Raw genomic sequence first — 20,884 nt, forward strand, 5'->3', positions numbered from 1 at the left:
CCCCGGCCTCGGCGGTGTGGGCCAGCGCCGCGTCCCGCACCGTCGACGGCGATCCGACCAGGCAGAACCCGGCGGCCAGGGCCTCGTCGAAGGACGCCGGGAAGCTCAGCGGGAGGGCGATGCCGTGCTGGCGCCACAGTTTCGTGAGGTGGGCGAACCAGAGCTCGTAGGCGGGCCGGGCGACGTCACGGGCCTCCGCGTCGGTGTCGGCGATGACGACGTGCCGGTTCATCCCGAGCAGCGGCAGCCCGGCGTCCCCGGCCCACGCCGCGCGGTAGGCGTCGGTCAGCGGACGGACCGCGGCGGCCAGGCCGTTGCAGACCATGTTGATCGCCCGTCCGGCCGCCCGGCGCGCCGTCTCCGGGCGGGCCACGCCGTACCACAGCGGCGGGTGCGGGCGCTGCACCGGCACCAGCTGCAGCGGCACGTCGCGCAGCGGGAACCGCGGGCCGTCGGCGCTGATCCGCGGCGCGCCCGCCCCGCGCAGCAGGATGTCGGTGGCCTCGGCGTAGAGCTCGGCGGCGTCCTGCGGCGTGACGCCGTAGAAGCCCAGCTCGATCGGCGAGACGCCGCGGCCGATGCCGAGCTCGAGGCGCCCGCCGCTGAGCTGGTCGAGCATGCAGACCTCCTCGAGCAGCCGCAGCGGGTGATACAGGCTCAGCACGTAGACCAGCGGGCCGAAGCGCAGCCGGCTGGTCCGCTGCGCGACCGAGGCGAGGAACACGCTCGGTGACGGGGCGAGGCCGAGCGGGGTCCCGTGGTGCTCGGCGAGGTGATAGGCGTACAGCCCGGCCCGGTCGTAGGCCTCGACGAGGGCCAGCCGGTCGGCGTACTGCCGCCCGATCGCGCTGCCGTCCCCGTCGTCCTCGCCGCCCGCCCGGTCCATGTGGTCGAACACGCCGAACTTCATCCGCTGCTCCTCGCCCCGCGGCGTCGTTGCCACGTCGGCTCCGATCATCGCTCGCAGCAGGCGGATCCGACAGCGTGGTACGCGCCGGTGTGGTTCAGGATGGGACGACAACTCGGATCGACGAAGGGGTCGCGGTGCGCGCGGTACAGGTGGTGCGGTTGGACGGGCCGGCGGCGGTCGAGGTGCGCGACGTGCCCGAGCCCGGCCGGGCCGAGAACGAGGCGCTGATCGACGTCCGCGCGGCCGGGGTCAACTTCCCGGACGTGCTGCTGACCAAGGGGCTCTACCAGTACAAGCCCGACCCGCCGTTCGTACTGGGCTCCGAGTTCGCCGGGGTGGTCCGGGAGGCCCCGGACGGCTCCCCGCTGCGCCCCGGTGACCGGGTCGCCGCGTTCTCCAGCTACGGCGCGTTCGCAGAGGTGGCCGCGGTCAACGCGGATCGGGTGCTGCCGCTGCCCGACGCGGTGTCCTTCGCCGCGGGTGCCTGTCTGCCGATGAACTACCTCACCGCCCACTTCGCGCTGCTCGCCCGCGGCCACCTGCAGCAGGGCCAGACGGTGCTGGTGCAGGGCGCCGCGGGTGGCATCGGCACCGCGGTCACCCAGCTCGCCCGGGCGCTGGGCGCGCGGGTGATCGCGGTCGTGTCCAGCGAGGCGAAGGCCGAGGTGGCACGGGCCGCCGGCGCCGACGAGACCGTGTTCGTCGAGGGCTTCAAGGACGCGGTCAAGGAGCTGACCGGCGGCCACGGGGTGGACCTGGTGGTCGACCCGGTCGGCGGCGACCGGTTCACCGACTCGCTGCGCAGCCTCGCCCCGTTCGGCCGGCTGCTCGTCGTCGGGTTCACCGCGGGGGACATCCCGACGGTCCGGGTGAACCGGCTGCTGCTGGGCAACATCGACGTCGTCGGGGTCGCCTGGGGCGGCTATGCGCTGGCCCGGCCCGGCTACGTGGCGCAGCAGTGGAGCGAGCTGACCCCGCACCTCGCCTCCGGCGCCCTCGATCCGCTGATCAGCGCCACGTTCCCGATGGAGAAGGCGGCCGAGGCGATCGCCCGCCTCGACGAGCGGCAGGTCACCGGCAAGGTCGTCCTGGAGCCCTGATCCGGGGGCGCTCGTCCCGGTCCGCGTCGTCGGGGGCGGTGCTCGCGGCCTTGCTGGTCCTGCTGGCTGCGCGCCCGCTGACCTCGGAACGCAGGGCCTTGACCCTGCGCCGGGGCCGGGAGATGGTCGCTGCTGTGAGCGTCGACGCACCGCGGGTGGTCCGAGCGGCCTGCCCCCACGACTGCCCGGACACCTGCGCGATGCTCGTGACCGTCGGCCCGGACGGCCGCGCGGTCGAGGTCCGGGGCAATCCGGACCAGCCGGTGACCGCCGGGTTCCTCTGTGGCAAGGTCAGCGACTACCTGGAGCGGGTCTACGCCGCCGACCGGCTGCTGCACCCGCTGCTGCGCACCGGGCCGAAGGGGTCGGGGCAGTTCCGGCGGGCGAGCTGGGACGAGGCGCTCGACGCCGTCGCGGCCGGGCTGCGCTCGGCGATCGACCGGCACGGCGGCGAGTCGGTGCTGCCCTACAGCTACCTCGGCACCATGGGGCTGCTGCAGAACAACTCAATGAGCGGCCGGGTGATGAACGCGCTCGGCGCGACCGAGCTGGTGCGCACCATCTGCGCCGACGCCGGGATCGCCGGCACCACGATCACCCAGGGCGCCTCACCCGAGGTCGACCCGGAGCGCTGGCCGAACGCCCGCTACGTCCTGTGCTGGGGCTGGAACCCGCTGTCCACCGCACCGCACCTGTGGCGGCTGGTGCTGGCGGCCCGGCGGGGCGGCGCGAAGCTCGTCGTGATCGACCCGTTCCGCAGCCGCACCGCCCGGCTCGCCGACGAGCACATCGCGCCGGTGCCCGGTACCGACGGCGCGCTCGCGCTCGGCATGATGCGCGCGCTGCTCGACGCGGACCTCGTCGACCAGGCATGGTGCCGGGCACACACGACCGGTTTCGACGAGCTGCTGGAGCGGCTGCGGTCGCGGTCGGTGGCCGACCACGTCGCGCCGTGCGGGGTCGACGAGGCGACGGTCCGGCGCGTCGCCGCCGAGTTCGCCCGCAGCCAGCCGTCGCTGCTGCGGCTCGGCGTCGGGGCACAGCGCCACCAGGGCGCCCCGATGGCGTACCGCACGATCTCCTGCCTGCCCGCGCTGGCCGGCAGCTGGCGCCACGACGGCGGCGGCTTCTCCTACCTGCCGGTGGCCACCGCGCGGCTGATCAGCCGCACCGCGCTGGCCCGCCCCGACCTGCGCACCCGGCCGGCCCGCAGGATCAACATGTCGCGGCTCGGGGACGTGCTGACCGACCCGGTGCTCGACCCACCCGTCGCCGCGCTGGTGTGCTGGAACGCCAACCCGGCCCAGGCCGCGCCGGACCAGTCCCGGGTGCTGGCGGGGCTGCGCCGCGAGGACCTGTTCACCGTGGTCGCCGAGCAGTTCCTCACCGACACCGCCCGGCACGCCGACGTCGTGCTGCCGGCGACCAGCCAGCTCGAGCACCTGGATGCGGTCGGGTCCTGGGGGCACCACTACCTGACGTGGAACGAGCCCGCCATCGCGCCAGTGGGCGAGGCCAAGCCCAACACCGAGATCTTCCGGCTCGTCGCCGCCCGGCTGGGGCTGGACGACCCGTGCTTCGCCGAGACCGACGAGCAGATGATGGCGTCGCTGTTCGCCGGGGCCCCGGGCGGGATCACGCTCGACGCGCTGCGGCACCGGGGATTCGTCAAGATCGATCTCGGGCAGGGGTCGTTGCCGCACGCGCTGGGCCGGTTCGGCACCCGCGACGGGCGGCTCGCGCTGAGCGCACCGGAGCTCATCGAGCGGGGCGTGGACCCGCTGCCGCACTTCGACCCGCCGGTGGAGGTGCTCGACGCCGACCTCGCGGCACGGTTCCCGCTGGCGCTGCTCACCCCGAAGCTGCACCTGTTCCTCAACTCGACGTTCGCCAACCAGCGCCACCAGCGGCGCGCGCACCCGGCGCCGTTCGTGGTGCTGCACCCGGCCGACGCGGCCGAGCGCGGCCTCGACGACGGCGAGCGGGTGCGGGTGTTCAACGACCGCGGCGCGTTCGTCGCGGCGCTGCGCGTCTGCGACGACACCCGTGCCGGGGTGGCCGTCGCGCCGACGGGCTGGTGGTGCCGCGACCACGAGGACGGGCCGGGCGCGCAGGCCACGACGTCGCAGCGGCTCACCGCGCTCGGTGCGGCGCCGGTGTTCAACGACAACCGGGTGCAGGTCGAGCGGGCGTGATCACCGGCCCGACCCGTTCTCCTCCGACATCGGCTTGACGTTGAGGAAGAAGTCGTCGTCGTGGTGCTCGATGCCGTACTCGACCGCCTGTTCCACGGCCTGGACCGTGCGGTCGTCGCGGCGCACCAGCGGGTCGCTGCGCAGGTCCCTGGCCAGCGACACGCACAGCAGCACCATGACGACGGCGAACGGGGCTGCGGTGATGATCGTCAGGTTCTGGATCCCGGTGAGCGCGGTGTCGCCGCCGACCAGCAGCATGACCGCGCCGATCAGGTCGGGCACCGGGGCGCGCGGGGCGGGCGTCGGGTCGAGCACCACGTTGTGGAGATCGGTGCCGGAGATGCCGTCGACCATGCAGTGGTGGACCTTCGAGACGAGCGCCCACCGGCCACCGGCCAGGCCCTGGACCAGCCAGTACTGCCAGAGCGGGCGGTCCCGGTCCAGCCGCTGTGACATCACCCGGCCCATCAGCGCGCAGCTCGGCGTCCCCGCCGGGTGCGGGTAGCGCGGTGCGCACCAGGTGGCGGTCCGGCGCGAAGTGCAGGTCGTCGACCCACACCGGGGCGCCGAGGTCGAGTGGCACCGCGCGGGCCTTCAGCCGGTAGCGGGGGATGAGCGGCAGCCGTCCCGCGAGGTGGGCCCGGAACCGGCGCTCCTCGGCGCCGATGTTGAACGTGGTCGTCGACGCCGTCTCGGACAGCCCGTAGCCCTCCAGGATCACCACGCCGAACTCGCGCTCGAACTCGTCGATCACCTCGGCCGGGACGCCTTCGAAGACCGTCACCCGGTCCCGCTCGATGACCTCGAGCGCGCGGCCGGCTCGAACACCTCGTGCACCCCGGCGTCGGCGGCCCCCTTGGCCGCCCCCTCGGCCACGCCGGACCAGGTGATGAGGAACCGGGCGCCGGGTGGCACCAGCTCCTGCGTCCACATCACCGACACCACGGCGAGCACGTTCTGCGGGCGGTCGAGCCGCAACCACAGGCTGTCCTGGGCGGACATGACGCGCCGGGTCATGGGTACCTCCTGGCCGGGTTCGTCGCCGGTACTCCGCTCCGGGCAGGGCCGAAGGCCCCGTCCGGCGGGCGACCTCGGGCCCCACGCGTGCCTACCATCGATGCTCGGAAGCCGGTGGGTCATACCCCGGTTGACCTGCACGGAGGTGGCCGATGCCCCCGCGGATGCCCGGCCCGGCGCCGCTCCGGGAACACTCCGGTGCCGCCTGAGGCCCGGGGTGCGACCGCCGACCTCGGCGGTCCGGTGCACCACGTCGACTTCGGTGGACCCGTCGGCGGGCCCCGGCTCGTGCTGGTGCACGGCCTCGGCGGGTCACACCTGAACTGGTGGCTGCTCGCGCCGCTGCTGCGCCACCGTGCCCGGGTGCACGCGCTGGACCTGCCCGGGTTCGGCTACAGCCCGCCCGCGGGCCGCTCCGCCACGGTCGAGGCCAACGCCGAGGTGCTGCACCGGTTCGTCGAGGAGGTCGCGGGCGGCCCGGTGATCCTGGTCGGCAACTCGATGGGCGGCACGATCGGGCTGCTCACCGCGGCCGCGCACCCCGAGGCGGTCAGCGGGCTGGTGCTGCTCGACCCGTCGCTGCCGCCCGCCCCGCCGTTCATGATCGACCCCGCCGTGGCGGGGGCGATCCTGGCGCTCGCCACCCCCGGCCTGAACGGGCGCGCGCTGGCCGGGCGGCGTCGCTGGATGGACGCGCGCACCGTCGTCCGGCAGACCCTGCAGCTGTGCGGGCTCGACGAGCACGCCGTACCGGACGGATTCGTCGAGGAGACGGTCGCGATGGTCGAGGCCCGCCGCAGCGTCCCGGGGGCGGACCGGGCCGTGCTGGAGGCGGGTCGCTCGTTGGTCCGCCTCGGGGTGCGTGTGCACCGCTACTGGGCCGTGACCCGCGCGGTCCCGGCACCCGTGCTCCTCGTGCACGGCGACCGGGACCGGCTCGTCCCGGTGGCCGCGGCCCGCCGGGCCGCCGCACGCAACCCGCACTGGCGCACCGAGGTCCTGCCCGGGGTCGGGCACGTCCCGCAGCTGCAGGTGCCCGGGCGCACCGCCGAGCTCGTCCTGGACTGGCTCGAGCGGGAGGGTGCGGCGGCCGGCCGGCGCGCGGCTCAGGCGCGCCAGCCGGCCTCGTCCACGCCACCCGGGACCGGGGCCGCCGGGTCGTAAGGGGTCCGGGTGAACACGAACGTGGCGAGGGTGAGCGAGACCCGGTCCAGCCGCAGTGTCTCGCCCGCGAAGTAGCCGTCCAGCCCGATCCAGGTACCGTCCGGCCCGGGGCGGAACCGGCTGGACCGACCGGGCCGGCCGAGCCCGCCCAGGTGCAGCAGACCACCGGGGATCGCCCGCAGCACGTACGGCGACGGGCCCCAGTACCAGGGGCCGAGCAGCTCCAGCGGCACCGGGGACGGGCTCGGCGCCCAGGCGTCGACGATGCGCGGTTCGGCGGCGCGCAGGTCGGCAAGCAGGCCCGCCGCCAGCCCGCCGTCGAGGCCGCTGGTGGTGTTGGCCAGCGCGATCGCGCCGGTGCCCTCGTCGCGGTCGACCCACAGCAGCGCGAGGAACCCGGGCATCGACCCGCCGTGCCCGACGAGTACCGACCCCTGCTCGGTGCGTTGCACCTGCAGCCCCAGCCCGTAGGACGACCAGGTCGGCACCGAGAAGTCGATCCCGGCCGGCAGCGTCATCTCCTCCAGGGTGTCGGCGGAGAGCACGTTGCCGGTGTCGCCGAGCAGGAACGTCGCCAACCGGGCGAGGTCCTCGGCGGTCGCCCACAGCTGCCCGGCCGGGGCCATCGCAGCGGCGTCGTGCTCCGGCTCGGGCTGGAGCACCTCGGCCCACGGGTGCACCGCGTACCCCTGCGCCGCCGCGCCGGACGGACGGGTGGTGGTGCGGGACATGCCGAGCGGGGCGAGCACCTCGTCGGTGACGACGGCGTCCCAGGACCGGCCGCGGATCCGCGCGATCAGCTCGCCGAGCAGCCCGAATCCGAGGTTGGAGTAGTGGAACCGGCGCCCTGCCGGGAGCACGACGTCGGCGTCGGAGAGCCCGAGCCCCGCCAGCGTGGTACCCGGCGTACGCTCCCACCACTGGCCGGGGCTCTCCGAACCGGCACCGGCCAGGTGGGACAGCAGCTGCCCGACCGTCCGGTCGCCCAGCGGGGTCCCGGGCAGGTACTTCTCAAGCGCGTCGTCGAGACCGAGCAGGCCTTCGTCGCGCAACCGCAGCACGACGATCGCGGTGATCGTCTTGGTGATGGACCCGAGCCGGTACTGCACGTCGCGATGCGATGAGTCGCCATCGGCGAAGCGGCCACCGCGCGCCGCCGACCACACCAGGGCACCGTCCCGGACGACCCCGGCGACCAGCGACGGGACGCGGCCGTCGCGCTGGGCGCGGGCCGTGCGGGCGAGCAGGGTGCGGGCGGTGGCGGGGAGCAGCTCGATCACATCGCGCACGCTAGCCCGGCCACGGCGGACGGGCCCGGCGGTCAGAACTTCGGCGGTGAGATCGTCTGCGGTCGCCCGACGAACGCCCCGCGCAGTTCGTTGAGCCAGTCCTGCAGCGGCCGGGCGTCCTCCCCGGTGGCCGCCGGGACGTCCTCGGTGACCGTGTCGCAGCCGCCGTGGCGCAGCCAGTCGTAGAGCTCGAGCATGCCCTCGCAGTGCCACTCCGGATGGTTCTGCGACCGCAGCGCGGCCCGGGCCTCCTCGACGGGCTGGTCGTCGTAGTCGACCTCCCGGGCGAACACCGCCGAGATCCGGGCGGCCACGTCGTCGAAACTCAGCGACTCGGGCCCGGTGACGACGTGGATGGTGCCGTCCTCGGCGGCGATGTCGTCCACGGTGAGTGCCCGCGCGGCGACCGCGCCGACGTCGCTGCTGGCCACGAAGCCGGCCCGGCCCTCCCCGGCGGGGGCCGACAGCAGGCCCTCGTCCCGGATGGTGTCCGCCAGGTCCAGCAGGTTCTCCATGAACAGATTGGGCGCGACGTAGGTGACGGGCAGCCCGGTCGACTCCAGGTGCTCGGCGACGAGCCGGTGGTTGTGCATGAACCGGACCCGGCAGGCCGGGTCGTCGAAGCCGTCCCAGGCGAGCTTCACGACGTGCGGGCGGTGCGCCGCCGCGACCAGCGCGTCGATGAACGTGGTCTCCAGAGCCACCTGCTCGGAGTGCGTCGGGCTCATCAGGAACACCCGGTCGAAGTCGCGGAGCACGTCGACCGCCGGCGGGTCGTCGAGCGTCCCGACGACGTAGCCGGTGGTCGACGGCAGCCCCTGCGCCCGGGCCGGCACCCGGACCATCGCGGCGTTCGGCGCCCGCAGATCCGCGAGCTCCTCGACCAGGTGGTGCCCCACGAACCCCGTCGCCCCGATCACCAGGATCACGCGAACCGCCCCCAGGCGTGCCAGGCCTCGATCTCGATCCAGCCGGTGACCCGCGGCCGGTCCCGGATCTCGTAGGCCTTACCGGTGTAGTGCTGCGCGATCCGGTCTATCACCAGCAGGTCGTTGTCGTCGAGCAGCGACATCCGGCCCCGCATGCTGACGTGGGTGCCCCAGTCCTGCTCGTCCAGCACGGTGAGGGAGACCCGCGGGTCACGGCGGATGTGGGACAGCCGCCGACGCTCGGCATCCATGCTGACCACGATCTTCCCGTCGTCCCACAAGTACCAGGTGGGGACCGTGCTCGGGGCGCCGTCCGGGCGCACGGTCCCGATGACCGCCGGGTTGGGCTGCTCCAGCATCTCGACGATCGCGTCGGGCAGCGGGGGCGGGGGCATCGGGTCAGCCCGCGACCTTCTCGCGCACGCCGGCGAACTGCTGGATGATCGCCGGGCAGAACGCGGGCAGGTCGTACGGCGAGCGGCTGGTGGTGAACTGGCCGTCGATGCAGACCTCCTGGTCGACGGGCTCACCGCCGGCGTTGCGGATGTCGGTCCACAGGCTCGGCCACGAGGTCAACCGGTGACCGCGGACCGCCCCGACCTCGACCAGGCTCCACGGCCCGTGGCAGATCGCGGCGATGGGCTTGCCGGACGCCACGAAGTCGCGGACGAAGCCCATCGCGTCGGCGTTGATGCGCAGGGTGTCGGGGTTGACCGTGCCACCGGGGAGCAGCAGTGCGTCGTAGTCGCTGACGGAGGCCTCGGAGACGAGGCCGTCCACCTGGAACGTCCCGGCCGGGTCCTTGTCCCACTGCCGGGCCCAGATCTCGCCGGTGTGGATGGACAGCAGGTCGCTCGTCGCGCCCGCTCCGTACAGCGCTCCGCGTGGCATCTCGAGCTCGACGCGCTCGACGCCGTTGGCGGCAAGGATCGCGATCCGCTTGCCTTCCAGGTCCTTCATGGTTCCTACCTCCGAGGCCGGATGATCGGTCGGTTCGACCCTGGCCGCGGGCGCCCATGGGGGCGACGCCCTGGCAGGTCCAACCGGCACGGTCCGATCCGCCCCGGTGGACGGGTCAGCCGTCGTCGGTGCCCGTCCCGCCGCTGATCAGGCGCTCGAGCAGCGGGGCCATCCGGTGCTCGACGAGCTTGCGCATCACCAGCGCCGTGGTGGTGCGCTCGACGCCCTCGGTGGCCAGCAGCTGGCCGGCGATCCGGTAGAGGTCGTCGGCGTCGCGGGCGACCACGTGCACCAGCAGATCGGTCTGCCCGGACAGGCCGTGTACCTCGATCACCTCCGGCACCCGGTCCAGCGCGGCGGCGACCTCGGTGAGCATGCGCTGGGTGACCTGCACGGTGACGAACGCGGTCAGCGGGTAACCCAGCGCGGCCGGGTCGATCCGTCGCTCGAAGCTGGACAGCACGCCGCGCTCCTCGAGCCGGGCCAGCCGCGCCTGCACGGTGTTGCGGGACAGCCCCACCTGTTCGGCCAGCGCGAGCACGGTCGCCCGCGGGCTCTCGGTGAGTGCGAGGAGCAGCCGCGCGTCGATCGCGTCGACCTGACCGGTGCTGCGCACAATGCCCGCCCTTCCCTGGAGATTACCCGCCCACTCTGAGCAATCTGCTCGAGGTTTCGGCCCCAACTTGTGCAGTCATGATCCTGATGGTGCAGTTGGCAGGCAAGTTGCCAGCGTCGGCGTGGCTTTTCGGACGGTGATGAGCGATGACCAGTACGGCCCCGGAGGCTGCCCTCGATCAGTGGGGTGACCGGCTCGCGGTGCTCCGGGAGGTGGAGCAGCGGGTGCTCTGGCTGTCCACGGCGATCATCGACCACGCCAACCGGGTGCGGCCCAACCCGACGGGATTGAAGGTCGGCGGGCACCAGGCGTCGAGCGCGTCGATGGTCACGATCATGACGGCGCTGTGGTTCGAGCACCTGCGCTCGGCCGACCGGGTCTCGGTCAAGCCGCACGCCTCACCGGTGCTGCACGCGATCAACTACCTGCTCGGCGAGCTCGACGAGCACTACCTGACGACGCTGCGCGCCTTCGGCGGGCTGCAGAGCTACCCGAGCCGGTCCAAGGACCCCGACCCGGTCGACTACTCGACCGGCTCGGTCGGCATCGGGGCCACGGCGCCGATCTGGGGTGCGCTGGCCCGTCGCTACGTGGAGTCGACGACCGGGGGCGCGGGCACCGGGCGGCAGTACTCGCTGGTCGGCGACGCCGAACTCGACGAGGGCGCGTGCTGGGAGGCGATCCTCGACCCGATGGTCGGCGAGCTCGGCGAGGTGGTGTGGATCGTCGACCTGAACCGGCAGTCGCTCGACCGGGTCGTGCCCAACATCGGCGCGACCCGGCTGCAGGGCATGTTCGACGCCGCCGGCTGGCAGGTGCTGACGGTCAAGTACGGCCGGCTGCTGCACGAGCTGTTCGACCGTCCCGGTGGCGCCGCGCTGCGCCGGCGCATCGACGACATGCAGAACCCGGAGTACCAGCGGCTGCTGCGCTGCACCCCGGCGCAACTGCGCGAGCGCCTGCCCGACTCCGACGAGCTGCGGGCGCTGATCGACACCCTCGACGACGCCACGCTGCACGCCGCCCTCCGCAACCTCGGCGGGCACGACCTCGCCGCGCTCGGCGACACGCTGCGCGCGATCGACGACACCCGGCCGACGGTGATCTTCGCCTACACGGTGAAGGGCTACGGGCTGGCCAGCGAGGGGCACCCGCAGAACCACTCGTCGCTGCTCAACGCCGAGCAGTTCGCCGAGCTCGCCGCCCACGTCGGCGCCGACCCGGACGCGCCGTGGGCCCGGTTCCCCGAGGGCAGCGCGGCCGCCGCAGTGTGCGCCGAGGTGGCCGACCGGCTGCGCCGCGACCCGGTGACCACGACGGCCGTCCCGGCGCTGCCCACCGACATCGGCCGGACCCCGTCCGGGAAGGCCACCACGCAGGCCGCGCTCGGCCGGGCGCTGCTCGACCTGACCCGGTCCGCGCCCGAGGCGGCGCGCCGGGTGGTCACGCTGTGCCCGGACGTCAGCTCGTCGACCAACCTCGGCGGCTGGGTGAACAAGGTCGGGGTCTGGTCGGCGCGCGAGCGGGTCGACTGGTTCGCCGACGACCCGGAGACGATCCTGCACTGGCGCGAGCGGCCCACCGGGCAGCACCTGGAGCTGGGCATCGCGGAGACGAACCTGGTGGGGCTGCTGGGTGAGCTGGGTGCGACGTGGAGCCGGTGGGGGCAGCCGCTGCTGCCGATCGGGGTGCTCTACGACCCGTTCGTCGAGCGCGCGCTGGAGCCGTGGTCGTTCGGGATCTACGCGGGCGGGCAGTCGATCCTGGTCGGCACCCCGTCGGGGGTCTCGCTCGCGCCCGAGGGCGGTGCGCACCAGTCGGTCACCACGCCGTCGGTGGGTCTGGAGCAGCCCGGCTGCGTGAGCTACGAGCCGGCGTTCGCGATCGACGTGGAGTGGACGCTGCTGGCGTCGCTGGCCCGGCTCGGGCGCCCGGACGGGTCCTCGGCTTACCTGCGGCTCTCCACCCGCCCGGTGGACCAGACCCTCGCCGCGGTGCCGGCCGACCCGGCCGCGCGGGAACGGCGCCGCCGGCAGGTCGTGGCGGGTGCATACCCACTGCGGCGGTGCGAGGGGGAGCCGGCGGTGACGATCGCGGCGATGGGCGCCGTGGTGCCCGAGGCGCTCGCCGCGGCCGACCGGCTGGCCGAGCAGGGCGTGCCGGCCGACGTGGTGTGCGTGACCAGCGCGGGACTGGTCTTCGACGCGGTGCAGGCGCGCGCCGGGCGCGGGGACGGCGAGAGCTGGATCCTCGACGCCGCGTTCCCCGCGCGCCGGGCCGCGCCGCTGGTCACGGTGCTGGACGGGCACCCGCACACGCTGGCCTTCCTGGCGGGGATCAACCAGGTCCGGGCCACCCACCTCGGGGTCTCCCGGTTCGGCCAGTCCGGTGACCTCGAGCAGGTCTACCGCTACCACGGCCTCGACACCGACAGCATCATCGGCGCCGCCCTCGACCTCACCGACTGACCCGCGAGTCGGCACTTTCGGGAGGGTGAGTCGGCACTTCTCGTCGACGCGCGGTGTCGTCTCGGTCTCCCGAAACTGCCGACTCGCGGTCCAGAATCTGCCGACTCGCGGGTCCGGGGATCAGGCGGGTGATCCGGGCCCGGCGGGGCCGTCCTCCTCGTCGCCGTCCTGGTCGGCCAGGAAGCGCTCGACCTCCGCGGCCAACTCCTCCGCGCTGGGCAGCTCGCCGCCGAGGCCGAGGCTCGACCGCTCACCGCGGCCGGCGGAGACCATGTCGTACTGGCGCTCCAGCGCCTGCACCACCTGGGCGACCTCCTCGGAGCCTGCGACCTGCTCCGCGATCTGGGCCTCGGTCTGCTCGGCGGCCCGGGACAGCGCGTCGGTGGGCAGGTACAGCCCGGCGGCCAGGCCGGTGTGGTCGAGCAGGACGCGCGCGGCCTGCGGGTACTCCGCGCGGGCCAGGTAGTGCGGGACGTGCACCGCGAAGCCCATCGCGTCGTGGCCGGCCTCGCCGAGCCGGAACTCCATCAGCGCCGCCGCGCTACCGGGCACCTCGGCTGTGGCGAACCAGGCCTCGTGGCCCTCGGTCAGCTCGGGCCGGGTGCCGTGCACGGTCACGCCGATCGGCCGGGTGTGCGGCACGGCCATCGGGATGCCGGTCAGCGTGATCACCAGCCGGATCCCGAGGCGGCGCACGATCTGCACCAGCGCGGCGGAGAACCGCTCCCACTGGGTGTCCGGTTCCGGCCCGGACAACAGCAGGTAGGGGGTGTCAGCGGTGTCGGTGAGCGAGACGATCTCGAGCTCGGGGGCGCTGTAGGCGGCCCAGTGATCGGTCTCGAAACGCAGCGGCGGGCGCCGCGACCGGTAGTCGATCAGCTGGTCGGTGTCGAACCGCACGACCGGCGTGGCCTCCCGGCCGTCCCGCAACGCCTCCACCGCCAGGCGCCCCGCGTTACCCGCGTCGACGAAGCCGTCGAGCGCGACCACCAGCACCGGCTCGGTCACGTGCGGGGCGTCCGCATCCACCCGGTACAGCTCTTCGGGGTCCAACACCGCTACCTCCGGCCATCGACATTCCACTGCGGTCTTTGCGCACGCATTCGTCTGCTGCAACGTGAAACTGCCCGCACAGCATCCCGTTTCAGCCGGGATTCGCGCACCATCGTCTCGCTATGGATGTCCGTCGTCGCCGCTGGGTCGTGTGGTCGGTCGGCCTGTTCGCCTACCTCGTCGGGGTGATGCACCGGACGTCGTTCGGGGTCGCAGGCCTGGACGCGGCCGACCGCTTCGACGCCGCGCCCGCCGCCCTGTCGGGGTTCGTCGTGCTGCAGTTGCTGGTCTACGCCGGCCTGCAGGTGCCGGTCGGGGTGCTGCTGGACCGCTACGGTGCCCGGCGGCTGGTCATCACCGGTGCGCTGATCATGTCGGCCGGGCAGTTGCTGCTGGCCCTGGCGACGTCGCTGCCGCTGGCCATCGCGGCCCGGGTCCTCGTCGGGGCAGGTGACGCGCTGACGTTCATCAGCGTGCTCGCGGTGGTCACCGTGTGGTTCCCGCCGCGGCAGGTGCCGACGATGACCCAGATGACCGGCCTGCTCGGTCAGCTCGGCCAGGTGCTCAGCGCCGTCCCGCTCGCCGCGCTGCTGCACGGGCCAGGGTGGACCCCGGCATTCCTGTCGGCCGCCGGCGTCGGGTTGCTCGCCGCGATCGCCGTCACCGCGGTGTTCCGCAACCGGCCGCCCGGGGCGGCGGCCGCGCCCGCCACGCCGTCCCCGCGGGAGATCGTCGACGGCCTGCGTCTGGCGTGGACGGAACCCGGTACCCGGCTGGGCATGTTCTCGCACATGGGCACCCAGTTCTCCGGGATGGTGTTCGCGCTGCTGTGGGGCGTGCCGTACCTCGTCGCGGGGCAGGGCCTGTCCGCGACGACGGCGAGCGTGCTGCTCACCGTGTTCGTCGCGGTGGGGGTCGTGGCCGGGCCGTTGTTCGGGGAGTTCACCGCCCGGCACCCGATGCGCCGGTCGTGGCTGGTGATCGCGGTGATCGCGGTGACGGCCGTGTGCTGGACGGTGGTGCTCGTGATCCCGCCGCCCGTGCCGGCGTGGCTGCTGGTCCTGCTCGTGGTGGTGCTCGCGCTCGGCCCGCCCGGTTCGATGATCGGCTTCGACTACGCGCGCACGTTCAACCCCGGCCATCGGCAGGGCACCGCGGTCGGCATCGTCAACGTCGGCGGGTTCAGCGCCTCGCTGCTGGTGACGCTCGCGATCGGGGTGCTGCTCGGGGTGGCCGGTCCGGGTGGGGCCGGCGGGTACACCCCGGATGCGTTCCGGGCGGCCTGGACCGTGCAGTACCTGGTGTGGGCGATCGCGCTGACCGGCGTCGTCGTGGCGCGCCGCAAGGCCCGCCGGAAGATGGCCGCCGAGGGCACGGTGGTGCCACCGCTGCGTGAGGTCCTCGCGGTCCGGCGGCAGGCCCGCCGTCGTGACGACCGCTCCGACGCCCGGCCGCCGTCATCCACCTGACCTGCCACGACGTCGCGTGACGCCCGGGTGGAGCAGTGGCCCGCTCACGTGTCGTGCCGACCGGCCCGAGATGATCACTCGTTAGTGACAACCACTATCGTTACCGTAGTCATCAGCGATGAGTCAGGGGGAACGGTGCGGATCGCGTTCGTGGGCAAGGGCGGTAGTGGCAAGACGACGATGGCGTCGCTGTTCACCCGTTACGTTGCGGAGCTCGGCCATCCGGTACTCGCGATCGACGCCGACATCAACCAGCACCTCGGCCAGGCGCTCGGCGCCACCGGGGCGCCGCCGCGGCCGCTGGGCGCGGATCTGGCGTGGCTCAAGGACCACCTGCGCGGCACCAACCCGTTGCTTCCGTCCGCCGACGCGATGATCAAGACGACGCCGCCGGGGCCCGGTTCGCGGCTGCTCGACCTCGACCCGGCCGGCGAGCTGCTGTCCCGCTACAGCGCGACCGTGGGCGACATCCGCTACCTCGTCACCGGCGAGTTCGACGAGGACGACATCGGGGTGTCCTGCTACCACTCCAAGACCGGCGCGGTGGAGCTCTACCTGAACCACCTCATGGACGGCGCCGGCGAGTACGTCGTCGTCGACATGACCGCGGGCGCCGACGCGTTCGCCTCCGGACTGTTCACCCGGTTCGACCTGACCGTGCTGGTCAGCGAGCCGACCCGGCGCGGGGTCGGGGTGTACCACCAGTACGTCGAGCACGCGGCCGGGCACGGCGTGCAGCTGCGGGTGCTGGGCAACAAGGTCACCGACCCCGCCGACGTCGACTACCTGCGCGAGCAGGTCGGCGACGCGCTGCTGGGCCACATCGGGCAGTCGGCCTGGGTTCGCTCCGCCGAGCGCGGCGAGGTCGCCCCGCTCTCCCGGCTCGAGCCTGACAACCTCACGGTCCTCGGCTCGGTGCTGGAGGCGCTGGACGCGCAGACCCGCGACTGGGCCGCGTACCACCGCAACACCGTCGAGTTCCACCTGCGCAACGCCGCCGCCTGGGGCAACCGGGCGGTCGGGGCCGATCTCGCCGCGCAGATCGCCCCCGACTTCGTGCCAGGTCCGGGCGTCCTCGCCCGCTGACCTTTCCACCACCGCAAGTTGCTGGAGGATCGATGTCCCTCGATGTCCCCGCCGATGTCCTGACCGCCGCCGAGCGCCGCGAGCTGGACGACGCCCAGTTCGTGGCCGTGGTGCGCGACTCGCTGCCCTATGCCTGGCAGGTGATCGGGGCCGCGGCCGAGGACCTGGCCGCGAAGCCGGGCGCCCCGTTCGGTGAGCACGAGGTCCCGCCGCCGAACGAGCAGGCCCGTGGGCAGTTGCTGCGCGCGCTGGCCAGCAACGCCATCCGCGGTGCGCTGGAGCGGCACCACGGCGTGACCCTGGCGTTCCAGAACTGCCACCGGGTCGCGGCCTTCCGTCCCGAGGCGGTCGACTCCGACATCTACCGTGAGTTCATCTCCCCGCGGGGCCAGGTCCTGAACCAGTCCCCGGAGCTGCGCGACTGCTGATCCGGGTGTGACAGCGGCCCCGGTGCACCAGGTGCACCGGGGCCGCTGCCGTTCCACGCCCGTCCCGCCGCGAGGTCGCGCGCGGTGCGTGGTGCCAGGGCACCACTCACCGCGTACGGGCGGCGCAGCCGCTCACTCGGCCAGGAGCCGGTAGATCGACTTGCGGGCCTCGGTGATCGTGGCGGTGGCCGTCTCGATCTGCTCGGGTGTGCCCGTGGCCATCACCTGCATCGCCGCGGCGTGCAGCTGGCTCAGCTGGTCCCACAGCTCGCCGGTGTCCTCGTCGGCGTCGCGGCGGACGGACTCCCAGACCTTGTCGAGCTCCTCGCGGTGCTCGGCGACGTAACGGGTGCCCTCCTCGGTGAGGTGGACGACCCGGCGCCCCTCGGTCTGCTCGACGCGGACCAGGCCCTCGTCCTCGAGCTGGGACAGCGTCGGGTACACCGAGCCGGGGCTCGGGCGCCACGCGCCGCCGGAGCGCTCGGTGATCTCCTGGATGATCTCGTAGCCGTGCCGCGGCTGCTCGGCGACCAGGGCCAGCACGGCGGCGCGGACGTCACCGCGGGAGGTCCGGCGGCCACGCCGGCCGCGGGGGCCGCCGAAGCCGCGGGGCCCGAACGGCGGTGGGAAGCCGGGCCCGAAGCCCGGGCCGAAGCGCGGGCCGCCGTGGCGGCGTCCGCCGCGGCCGTGCCGCGCCTCGTGCTCGTCGTCATGGTGTCCGCCCGCCATCGCGGCGCGGAAGGCGGCGCGGGGGCCGCCGAAAGGTCGTCCGCCGAAAGCGGACCAGCGGGGATCCCATGCGGGATTCATGGCGTTCATCGTTCGTCTCCTTGATCGTTGTTCGTGACGAGCCCCTTTCTCGATCGGCTCGCGTGCCATCACGATATATCGCGACTGTACGGCTGGCAACCCCCTTCTCGTGTCATCGGGGTGGCCTTGCTGACGCTCGGTGCCCGCAAAGCCACCCCGATGGCACGCGGGGTAGAGGTGTCAGGCTTCGTGCCAGCGGGGAGAGGTGGTGCGGGGAGGGGTGAGACGGGCCGGGACGCGGACCAGGTGTGGGGCGCCGGAACGCAGCGCGTCGGCGAGCACACCGGCGAGCCCGTCGGCGATCGCGGGTACCCCGGTCGCCGGTAGCCCGAACGAGGCGGCCAGCGCCAGGAAGTCGGGCGTCACCAGATCCACCCCCGCGTGCGGGGTCCCGGCTCGCGCCTGGTCGTAGCGCAGCATCCCGTAGCCGGCGTCGTCGACGACGAGCACGGTGACCGGCAGGCGTTCCTGCACCAGCGTGGCCAGCTCGCCGAGCGCCATCATCAGGCCGCCGTCGCCGCACACCGCAAGCACCGGTGCCCCGGTCGCGGCGGCGCCCAGCGCGGCGGGCAGGCCGAAGCCGAGCGTTCCCCAGCCGACCGGGTAGGCCAGCCCGCGCGGCGCCGGGACCTCGGCGTACCCGCCGACCCAGTACCCGGCCACCGCCATGTCGCAGACCAGCATCGTGTCCGGGGTGCGGGCCGCCGCGACGGCGTCGACCAGCGCCGCGGCCTCGGCGGTCGCCGGGTCGGCGCGCAGCCGCTCCAGGACCTGCGCCCGCAGCCCGGGAGCCGCCCACGGGGCCTGCTCGGCGACCCGGCCGGCCAACCCGGCCAGTGTCTCGTCGAGCCGGCCGGTCACCGCCGCGTCGGCGGTCCACTCCGGCGGGTCGGCCGGCCGCGCCGGGTCGACGGTGACCAGCCGCGGCGGGCGCGGCATCGCCCAGTTCCGGGTGTTCATCCCGTCCAGGTCGCCGCCGACGGCGAGCAGCACGTCCGCCGAGCCGATCAGCGCAGCCGCCTCCGGCTCGTGCGGCGGGACCCCCAGCGCCCCGGGACAGCCGCGCGCCTGGTAGCTCGTCACCACCGGGGCCCCCAGCCGGGTGGCCAGCGCGGCGAGCGGGCCGGGGACGTCGGCCGCGGCCCCGCCGGCCCACAGCACCACCCGGGCCCCGGCCAGCAGCGCGGCGGCGGCGTCGAGGTCCGCGCCGGCGGGCGCGCTCCCGGGGGAGGGCTCCGGCTCGGGCGGGTCGGCCGCCGCCTCGGCTCCCAGTACGTCGGCAGGCACGTCGACGTACACCGGCCCGCGCGGCTCGGTCAGCGCGCAGGCCGCCGCCGCGGCGACGTCGCGGGCCACCTCGGCCGGAGTGCGCGGGGTGAACACCGCCTTCGCCAGCGGGGCGAACAGCGCCGCCTGGTCGCGCGACTCGTGCAGCACGCCGCGCAGCCGCCCGGGCCGGCGCTGCGACTGCGGGATCTCCGAGGCGACGAGCACGACGGGGGAGTGCGCCGCCGCGGCCTCGCCGAACGCGGCGACGGCGTTCGCGGCACCGGGGCCCGTCGTCACCATCGCGGCGCCCAGCCGGCCGGTGCGCCGCGCCCAGCCGTCGGCGGCGTAGACGGTCGCCTGCTCGTGGCGCACCACGACCGGCGCCCGGCCGGGATCGCGCCAGAACGCGAGGTTGTGCACCCCCGGTAGCCCGAAGACCGTCGTCGCGCCGTGCGCCGCGACGATGTCGAGGATCTGGCCCGCCACGATGGGTTCTGCCACGTCCCCAGACCCTACGCATCCGGTCCGGTCCCGATCAGTCCCCGCGGCGCAGGACCCGGGATATGCCCATCGCAGCGGTACGGACGGCCGGGGCGAGCCGCGTGGTGTCCATCCGGTTGACCCACCCGGTGATCGAGACGGCGGCGACGGCGAGGCCCGCGGCGTCCAGCACCGGGGCGGCGACGCAGGCGATCCCGACGGTCGACTCCTCGTGCTCCTCGGCCACCCCGCGCCGGCGCACCGCGGCCAACTCCTGGTCGAGCAGCCCGGGTGCGATCACCGTGCGCGGGGTGCGCCGCTCCAGCCCGGCGGCGAGGACCGCGGCCAGCCGTTCGGGTGGGCCGAAGGCCAGCAGTGCCTTGCCGACACCTGTGCAGTACGCCGGCATCCGCCCCCCGACCCGGGAGGCGACGGCCGGCCCGCGACGGCCGTCGATCTTCTGCACATAGACGACGTCGGTGCCGTCGGGCACGGCGAGGTGCACGGTCTCGAGGGTGGCCTCGAACAGGTCGGTGAGGAACGGCGCCGCCGCCTCGCGCAGGCCGCGCTGCAGCGGGGCGAGCTGACCGAGCTCGAACAGTCGCATGCCCAGCCGCACGCCGGTGGGGGTGCGTTCCACGATGTCCCAGTCCGCGAGTTCGGCGAGCAGTCGGTGCGCGGTCGCCTTCGGCAGCCCGGTGCGCCGGCACAGCTCGGCCAGGCTCAGCTCGGCATCGCCGGGGCGGAACGCGGTGAGGAGCGTGAACGCCCGGCCGAGCACGGAGTTCGGGGTCTCGTTTCGGTGAGCGGAACGCACAGGGCCTATCGTCCGAGCCGCCCGCGCGGGAGTCCAGTCTCGACGCGGGCGAGCTGGCAGGCTTGCGGCCGTGCTCGCCGACCGTGCCCACGACCTGGCCCTCGCGATCGACACCGCGCACCGCGAACGCCGGCTTCTCGACCCGATCAGCGACCGCGCGCCGCTCGATCTCGACACCGCGTACGCGGTGCAGCGGCACCTGACGGCATTGCGCACCGGGCGCGGCGCACGGCGCATCGGGTGGAAGCTGGGCTACACGTCGGCCGCCATGCGGGCGCAGATGGGGGTGGAGGCACCGAACTTCGGCCCGCTGCTCGACGGCATGCTGGTGCCGGACGGCCGGCCCGCGCCCGCGCATCTCGTCCAGCCGCGGGTCGAGCCGGAGATCGCCGTCCGGGTCGACCCCGGTGGTGGCCCGGGCGAGGTGCTGGCGGCGTGCGAGATCGTCGACTCGGTCTGGCGGGACTACCGATTCACCTTGGAGGACAACACCGCCGACGGATCCTCCGCGGCCGGGGTGGTGCTCGGCCCGCCGTTGCCCGCCGACGGTCTCGACGCGCTCACCGTCGAGCTGCGCTGCAACGGTGACCCGGCCGGGCAGGCCACCGGTGCGGCGGCGATGGGCCACCCCTTCATCGCGCTGGAGTGGCTGGCCCGGGAACTGCGGCGCCGCGGCGAGCAGCTGCGGGCGGGGGATCTGGTGATCACCGGTGGGCTGACCGCGGCCGTCCCGTTGCAGCCGGGAGACGTCGTCGAGGCCGTCTTCGGCGGCGACGTCGCGGTGCGGGTACGTCGCCCGTGAGAATCGTGTTTCGCTGATCGGA

At 74.0% G+C, this 20,884-nt stretch carries 19 protein-coding genes and 2 pseudogenes; 8 read left to right on the top strand and 13 right to left on the bottom strand.

All coding sequences use genetic code 11. From position 1 onward, the window contains the following. Positions 1-7: 7 nt before the first annotated feature. Positions 8-958, bottom strand: a pseudogene (locus HF526_RS34900) (LLM class flavin-dependent oxidoreductase); the annotation flags it as partial. Positions 959-1,044: 86 nt separating this feature from the next. Between HF526_RS34900 and HF526_RS00280 the strand changes: the two are divergent. Both HF526_RS00280 and HF526_RS00285 read left to right on the top strand, forming a co-directional pair. After that, positions 1,045-2,010: a zinc-binding dehydrogenase gene (locus tag HF526_RS00280; protein WP_169379146.1), complete on the top strand. Its 966-nt coding sequence runs from the start codon at positions 1,045-1,047 to the stop codon at positions 2,008-2,010. 38 nt (positions 2,011-2,048) lie between these two features. Next, entirely contained in the window at positions 2,049-4,205 is a 2,157-nt protein-coding gene (locus tag HF526_RS00285) for a molybdopterin-containing oxidoreductase family protein (protein ID WP_211176566.1), read from the top strand. On the opposite strand, the gene HF526_RS00290 is transcribed toward HF526_RS00285, so the two are convergent. From HF526_RS00290 to HF526_RS34905, 3 genes and pseudogenes are all read right to left on the bottom strand, one after another. Further along, positions 4,206-4,673 carry a wax ester/triacylglycerol synthase domain-containing protein gene (locus tag HF526_RS00290; protein WP_239028127.1) on the bottom strand — a complete coding sequence of 156 codons (468 nt, stop codon included), beginning with the start codon at positions 4,671-4,673 and terminating at the stop codon, positions 4,206-4,208. A gap of 16 nt (positions 4,674-4,689) precedes the next feature. After that, positions 4,690-4,989: pseudogene (locus HF526_RS37255) on the bottom strand (wax ester/triacylglycerol synthase domain-containing protein); the annotation flags it as partial. Beyond that, complete coding sequence (locus HF526_RS34905) at positions 4,986-5,222, bottom strand: hypothetical protein (protein ID WP_239028128.1); 237 nt, start codon at positions 5,220-5,222, stop codon at positions 4,986-4,988. The pseudogene HF526_RS37255 and the gene HF526_RS34905, both read right to left, overlap by 4 nt. Positions 5,223-5,420: 198 nt before the next feature. Between HF526_RS34905 and HF526_RS00300 the strand changes: the two genes are divergently transcribed. Next, a complete protein-coding gene (locus tag HF526_RS00300; protein ID WP_211176567.1) occupies positions 5,421-6,386 on the top strand; it encodes an alpha/beta fold hydrolase in 966 nt (321 codons plus the stop codon). Here HF526_RS00300 and HF526_RS00305 read toward each other — a convergent pair. From HF526_RS00305 to HF526_RS00325, 5 genes are all read right to left on the bottom strand, one after another. Further along, positions 6,329-7,666 carry a serine hydrolase gene (locus HF526_RS00305; protein ID WP_169379147.1) on the bottom strand — a complete coding sequence of 446 codons (1,338 nt, stop codon included), beginning with the start codon at positions 7,664-7,666 and terminating at the stop codon, positions 6,329-6,331. The two genes, HF526_RS00300 and HF526_RS00305, sit on opposite strands and share 58 nt — an antisense overlap. A gap of 41 nt (positions 7,667-7,707) precedes the next feature. Next, positions 7,708-8,595 (bottom strand): NmrA family NAD(P)-binding protein, encoded by an 888-nt coding sequence (locus HF526_RS00310; RefSeq protein WP_211176568.1) that lies wholly within the window; start codon positions 8,593-8,595, stop codon positions 7,708-7,710. Positions 8,596-8,600: 5 nt separating this feature from the next. Then, positions 8,601-8,999, bottom strand: coding sequence for a PPOX class F420-dependent oxidoreductase (locus tag HF526_RS00315; RefSeq protein WP_169379149.1), 399 nt, complete (start codon positions 8,997-8,999; stop codon positions 8,601-8,603). Positions 9,000-9,003: 4 nt separating this feature from the next. After that, positions 9,004-9,564, bottom strand: a complete 561-nt coding sequence (locus HF526_RS00320) for a type 1 glutamine amidotransferase domain-containing protein (protein WP_169379150.1) — start codon at positions 9,562-9,564, stop codon at positions 9,004-9,006. A 115-nt stretch (positions 9,565-9,679) separates the two neighbouring features. Further along, a complete protein-coding gene (locus HF526_RS00325; RefSeq protein WP_169379151.1) occupies positions 9,680-10,180 on the bottom strand; it encodes an Lrp/AsnC ligand binding domain-containing protein in 501 nt (166 codons plus the stop codon). Positions 10,181-10,326: 146 nt separating this feature from the next. Here HF526_RS00325 and HF526_RS00330 point away from each other — a divergent pair, with 146 nt between their 5' ends. After that, positions 10,327-12,648 carry a transketolase-like TK C-terminal-containing protein gene (locus HF526_RS00330; RefSeq protein ID WP_169379152.1) on the top strand — a complete coding sequence of 774 codons (2,322 nt, stop codon included), beginning with the start codon at positions 10,327-10,329 and terminating at the stop codon, positions 12,646-12,648. A gap of 120 nt (positions 12,649-12,768) precedes the next feature. Here HF526_RS00330 and HF526_RS00335 read toward each other — a convergent pair whose 3' ends face one another. Next, positions 12,769-13,704 (bottom strand): PAC2 family protein, encoded by a 936-nt coding sequence (locus HF526_RS00335; protein ID WP_169379153.1) that lies wholly within the window; start codon positions 13,702-13,704, stop codon positions 12,769-12,771. A 119-nt stretch (positions 13,705-13,823) separates the two neighbouring features. On the opposite strand from HF526_RS00335, the gene HF526_RS00340 reads away from it, so the two are divergent. The 3 genes from HF526_RS00340 to HF526_RS00350 all read left to right on the top strand — a co-directional run bounded on the left by HF526_RS00340 (position 13,824) and on the right by HF526_RS00350 (position 16,684). Continuing rightward, positions 13,824-15,170 carry an MFS transporter gene (locus HF526_RS00340; RefSeq protein ID WP_169379154.1) on the top strand — a complete coding sequence of 449 codons (1,347 nt, stop codon included), beginning with the start codon at positions 13,824-13,826 and terminating at the stop codon, positions 15,168-15,170. Positions 15,171-15,305: 135 nt separating this feature from the next. Continuing rightward, positions 15,306-16,256 carry a nucleotide-binding protein gene (locus HF526_RS00345; protein WP_169379155.1) on the top strand — a complete coding sequence of 317 codons (951 nt, stop codon included), beginning with the start codon at positions 15,306-15,308 and terminating at the stop codon, positions 16,254-16,256. Positions 16,257-16,288: 32 nt separating this feature from the next. After that, entirely contained in the window at positions 16,289-16,684 is a 396-nt protein-coding gene (locus HF526_RS00350) for an SCO5389 family protein (protein ID WP_169379156.1), read from the top strand. A 132-nt stretch (positions 16,685-16,816) separates the two neighbouring features. Here the strand turns inward: HF526_RS00350 and HF526_RS00355 are convergent, their stop codons facing one another. The 3 genes from HF526_RS00355 to HF526_RS00365 form a co-directional block, all read right to left on the bottom strand. Next, positions 16,817-17,503, bottom strand: coding sequence for a PadR family transcriptional regulator (locus tag HF526_RS00355; protein WP_169379157.1), 687 nt, complete (start codon positions 17,501-17,503; stop codon positions 16,817-16,819). Positions 17,504-17,674: 171 nt separating this feature from the next. Beyond that, complete coding sequence (locus HF526_RS00360) at positions 17,675-19,264, bottom strand: thiamine pyrophosphate-dependent enzyme (RefSeq protein WP_169379158.1); 1,590 nt, start codon at positions 19,262-19,264, stop codon at positions 17,675-17,677. Between the two features lie 34 nt (positions 19,265-19,298). Further along, complete coding sequence (locus HF526_RS00365; RefSeq protein ID WP_169379159.1) at positions 19,299-20,060, bottom strand: IclR family transcriptional regulator domain-containing protein; 762 nt, start codon at positions 20,058-20,060, stop codon at positions 19,299-19,301. 70 nt (positions 20,061-20,130) lie between these two features. On the opposite strand from HF526_RS00365, the gene HF526_RS00370 reads away from it, so the two are divergent. Beyond that, positions 20,131-20,862 (top strand): fumarylacetoacetate hydrolase family protein, encoded by a 732-nt coding sequence (locus tag HF526_RS00370; RefSeq protein WP_169379160.1) that lies wholly within the window; start codon positions 20,131-20,133, stop codon positions 20,860-20,862. Positions 20,863-20,884 lie beyond the last annotated feature (22 nt).

This window comes from Pseudonocardia acidicola, assembly GCF_012911935.1.
Lineage (GTDB): Bacteria > Actinomycetota > Actinomycetes > Mycobacteriales > Pseudonocardiaceae > Pseudonocardia > Pseudonocardia acidicola.

Excerpts from the sequence above, each read along its gene's own strand:
- HF526_RS00290 (WP_239028127.1), bottom strand. The coding sequence starts at position 4,673 with ATGGGCCGGGTGATGTCACAGCGGCTGGACCGGGACCGCCCGCTCTGG.
- HF526_RS34905 (WP_239028128.1), bottom strand. The coding sequence starts at position 5,222 with ATGACCCGGCGCGTCATGTCCGCCCAGGACAGCCTGTGGTTGCGGCTC.
- HF526_RS00315 (WP_169379149.1), bottom strand. The coding sequence starts at position 8,999 with ATGCCCCCGCCCCCGCTGCCCGACGCGATCGTCGAGATGCTGGAGCAG.
- HF526_RS00320 (WP_169379150.1), bottom strand. The coding sequence starts at position 9,564 with ATGAAGGACCTGGAAGGCAAGCGGATCGCGATCCTTGCCGCCAACGGC.
- HF526_RS00330 (WP_169379152.1), top strand. The coding sequence starts at position 10,327 with ATGACCAGTACGGCCCCGGAGGCTGCCCTCGATCAGTGGGGTGACCGG.
- HF526_RS00340 (WP_169379154.1), top strand. The coding sequence starts at position 13,824 with ATGGATGTCCGTCGTCGCCGCTGGGTCGTGTGGTCGGTCGGCCTGTTC.
- HF526_RS00350 (WP_169379156.1), top strand. The coding sequence starts at position 16,289 with ATGTCCCTCGATGTCCCCGCCGATGTCCTGACCGCCGCCGAGCGCCGC.
- HF526_RS00355 (WP_169379157.1), bottom strand. The coding sequence starts at position 17,503 with ATGAACGCCATGAATCCCGCATGGGATCCCCGCTGGTCCGCTTTCGGC.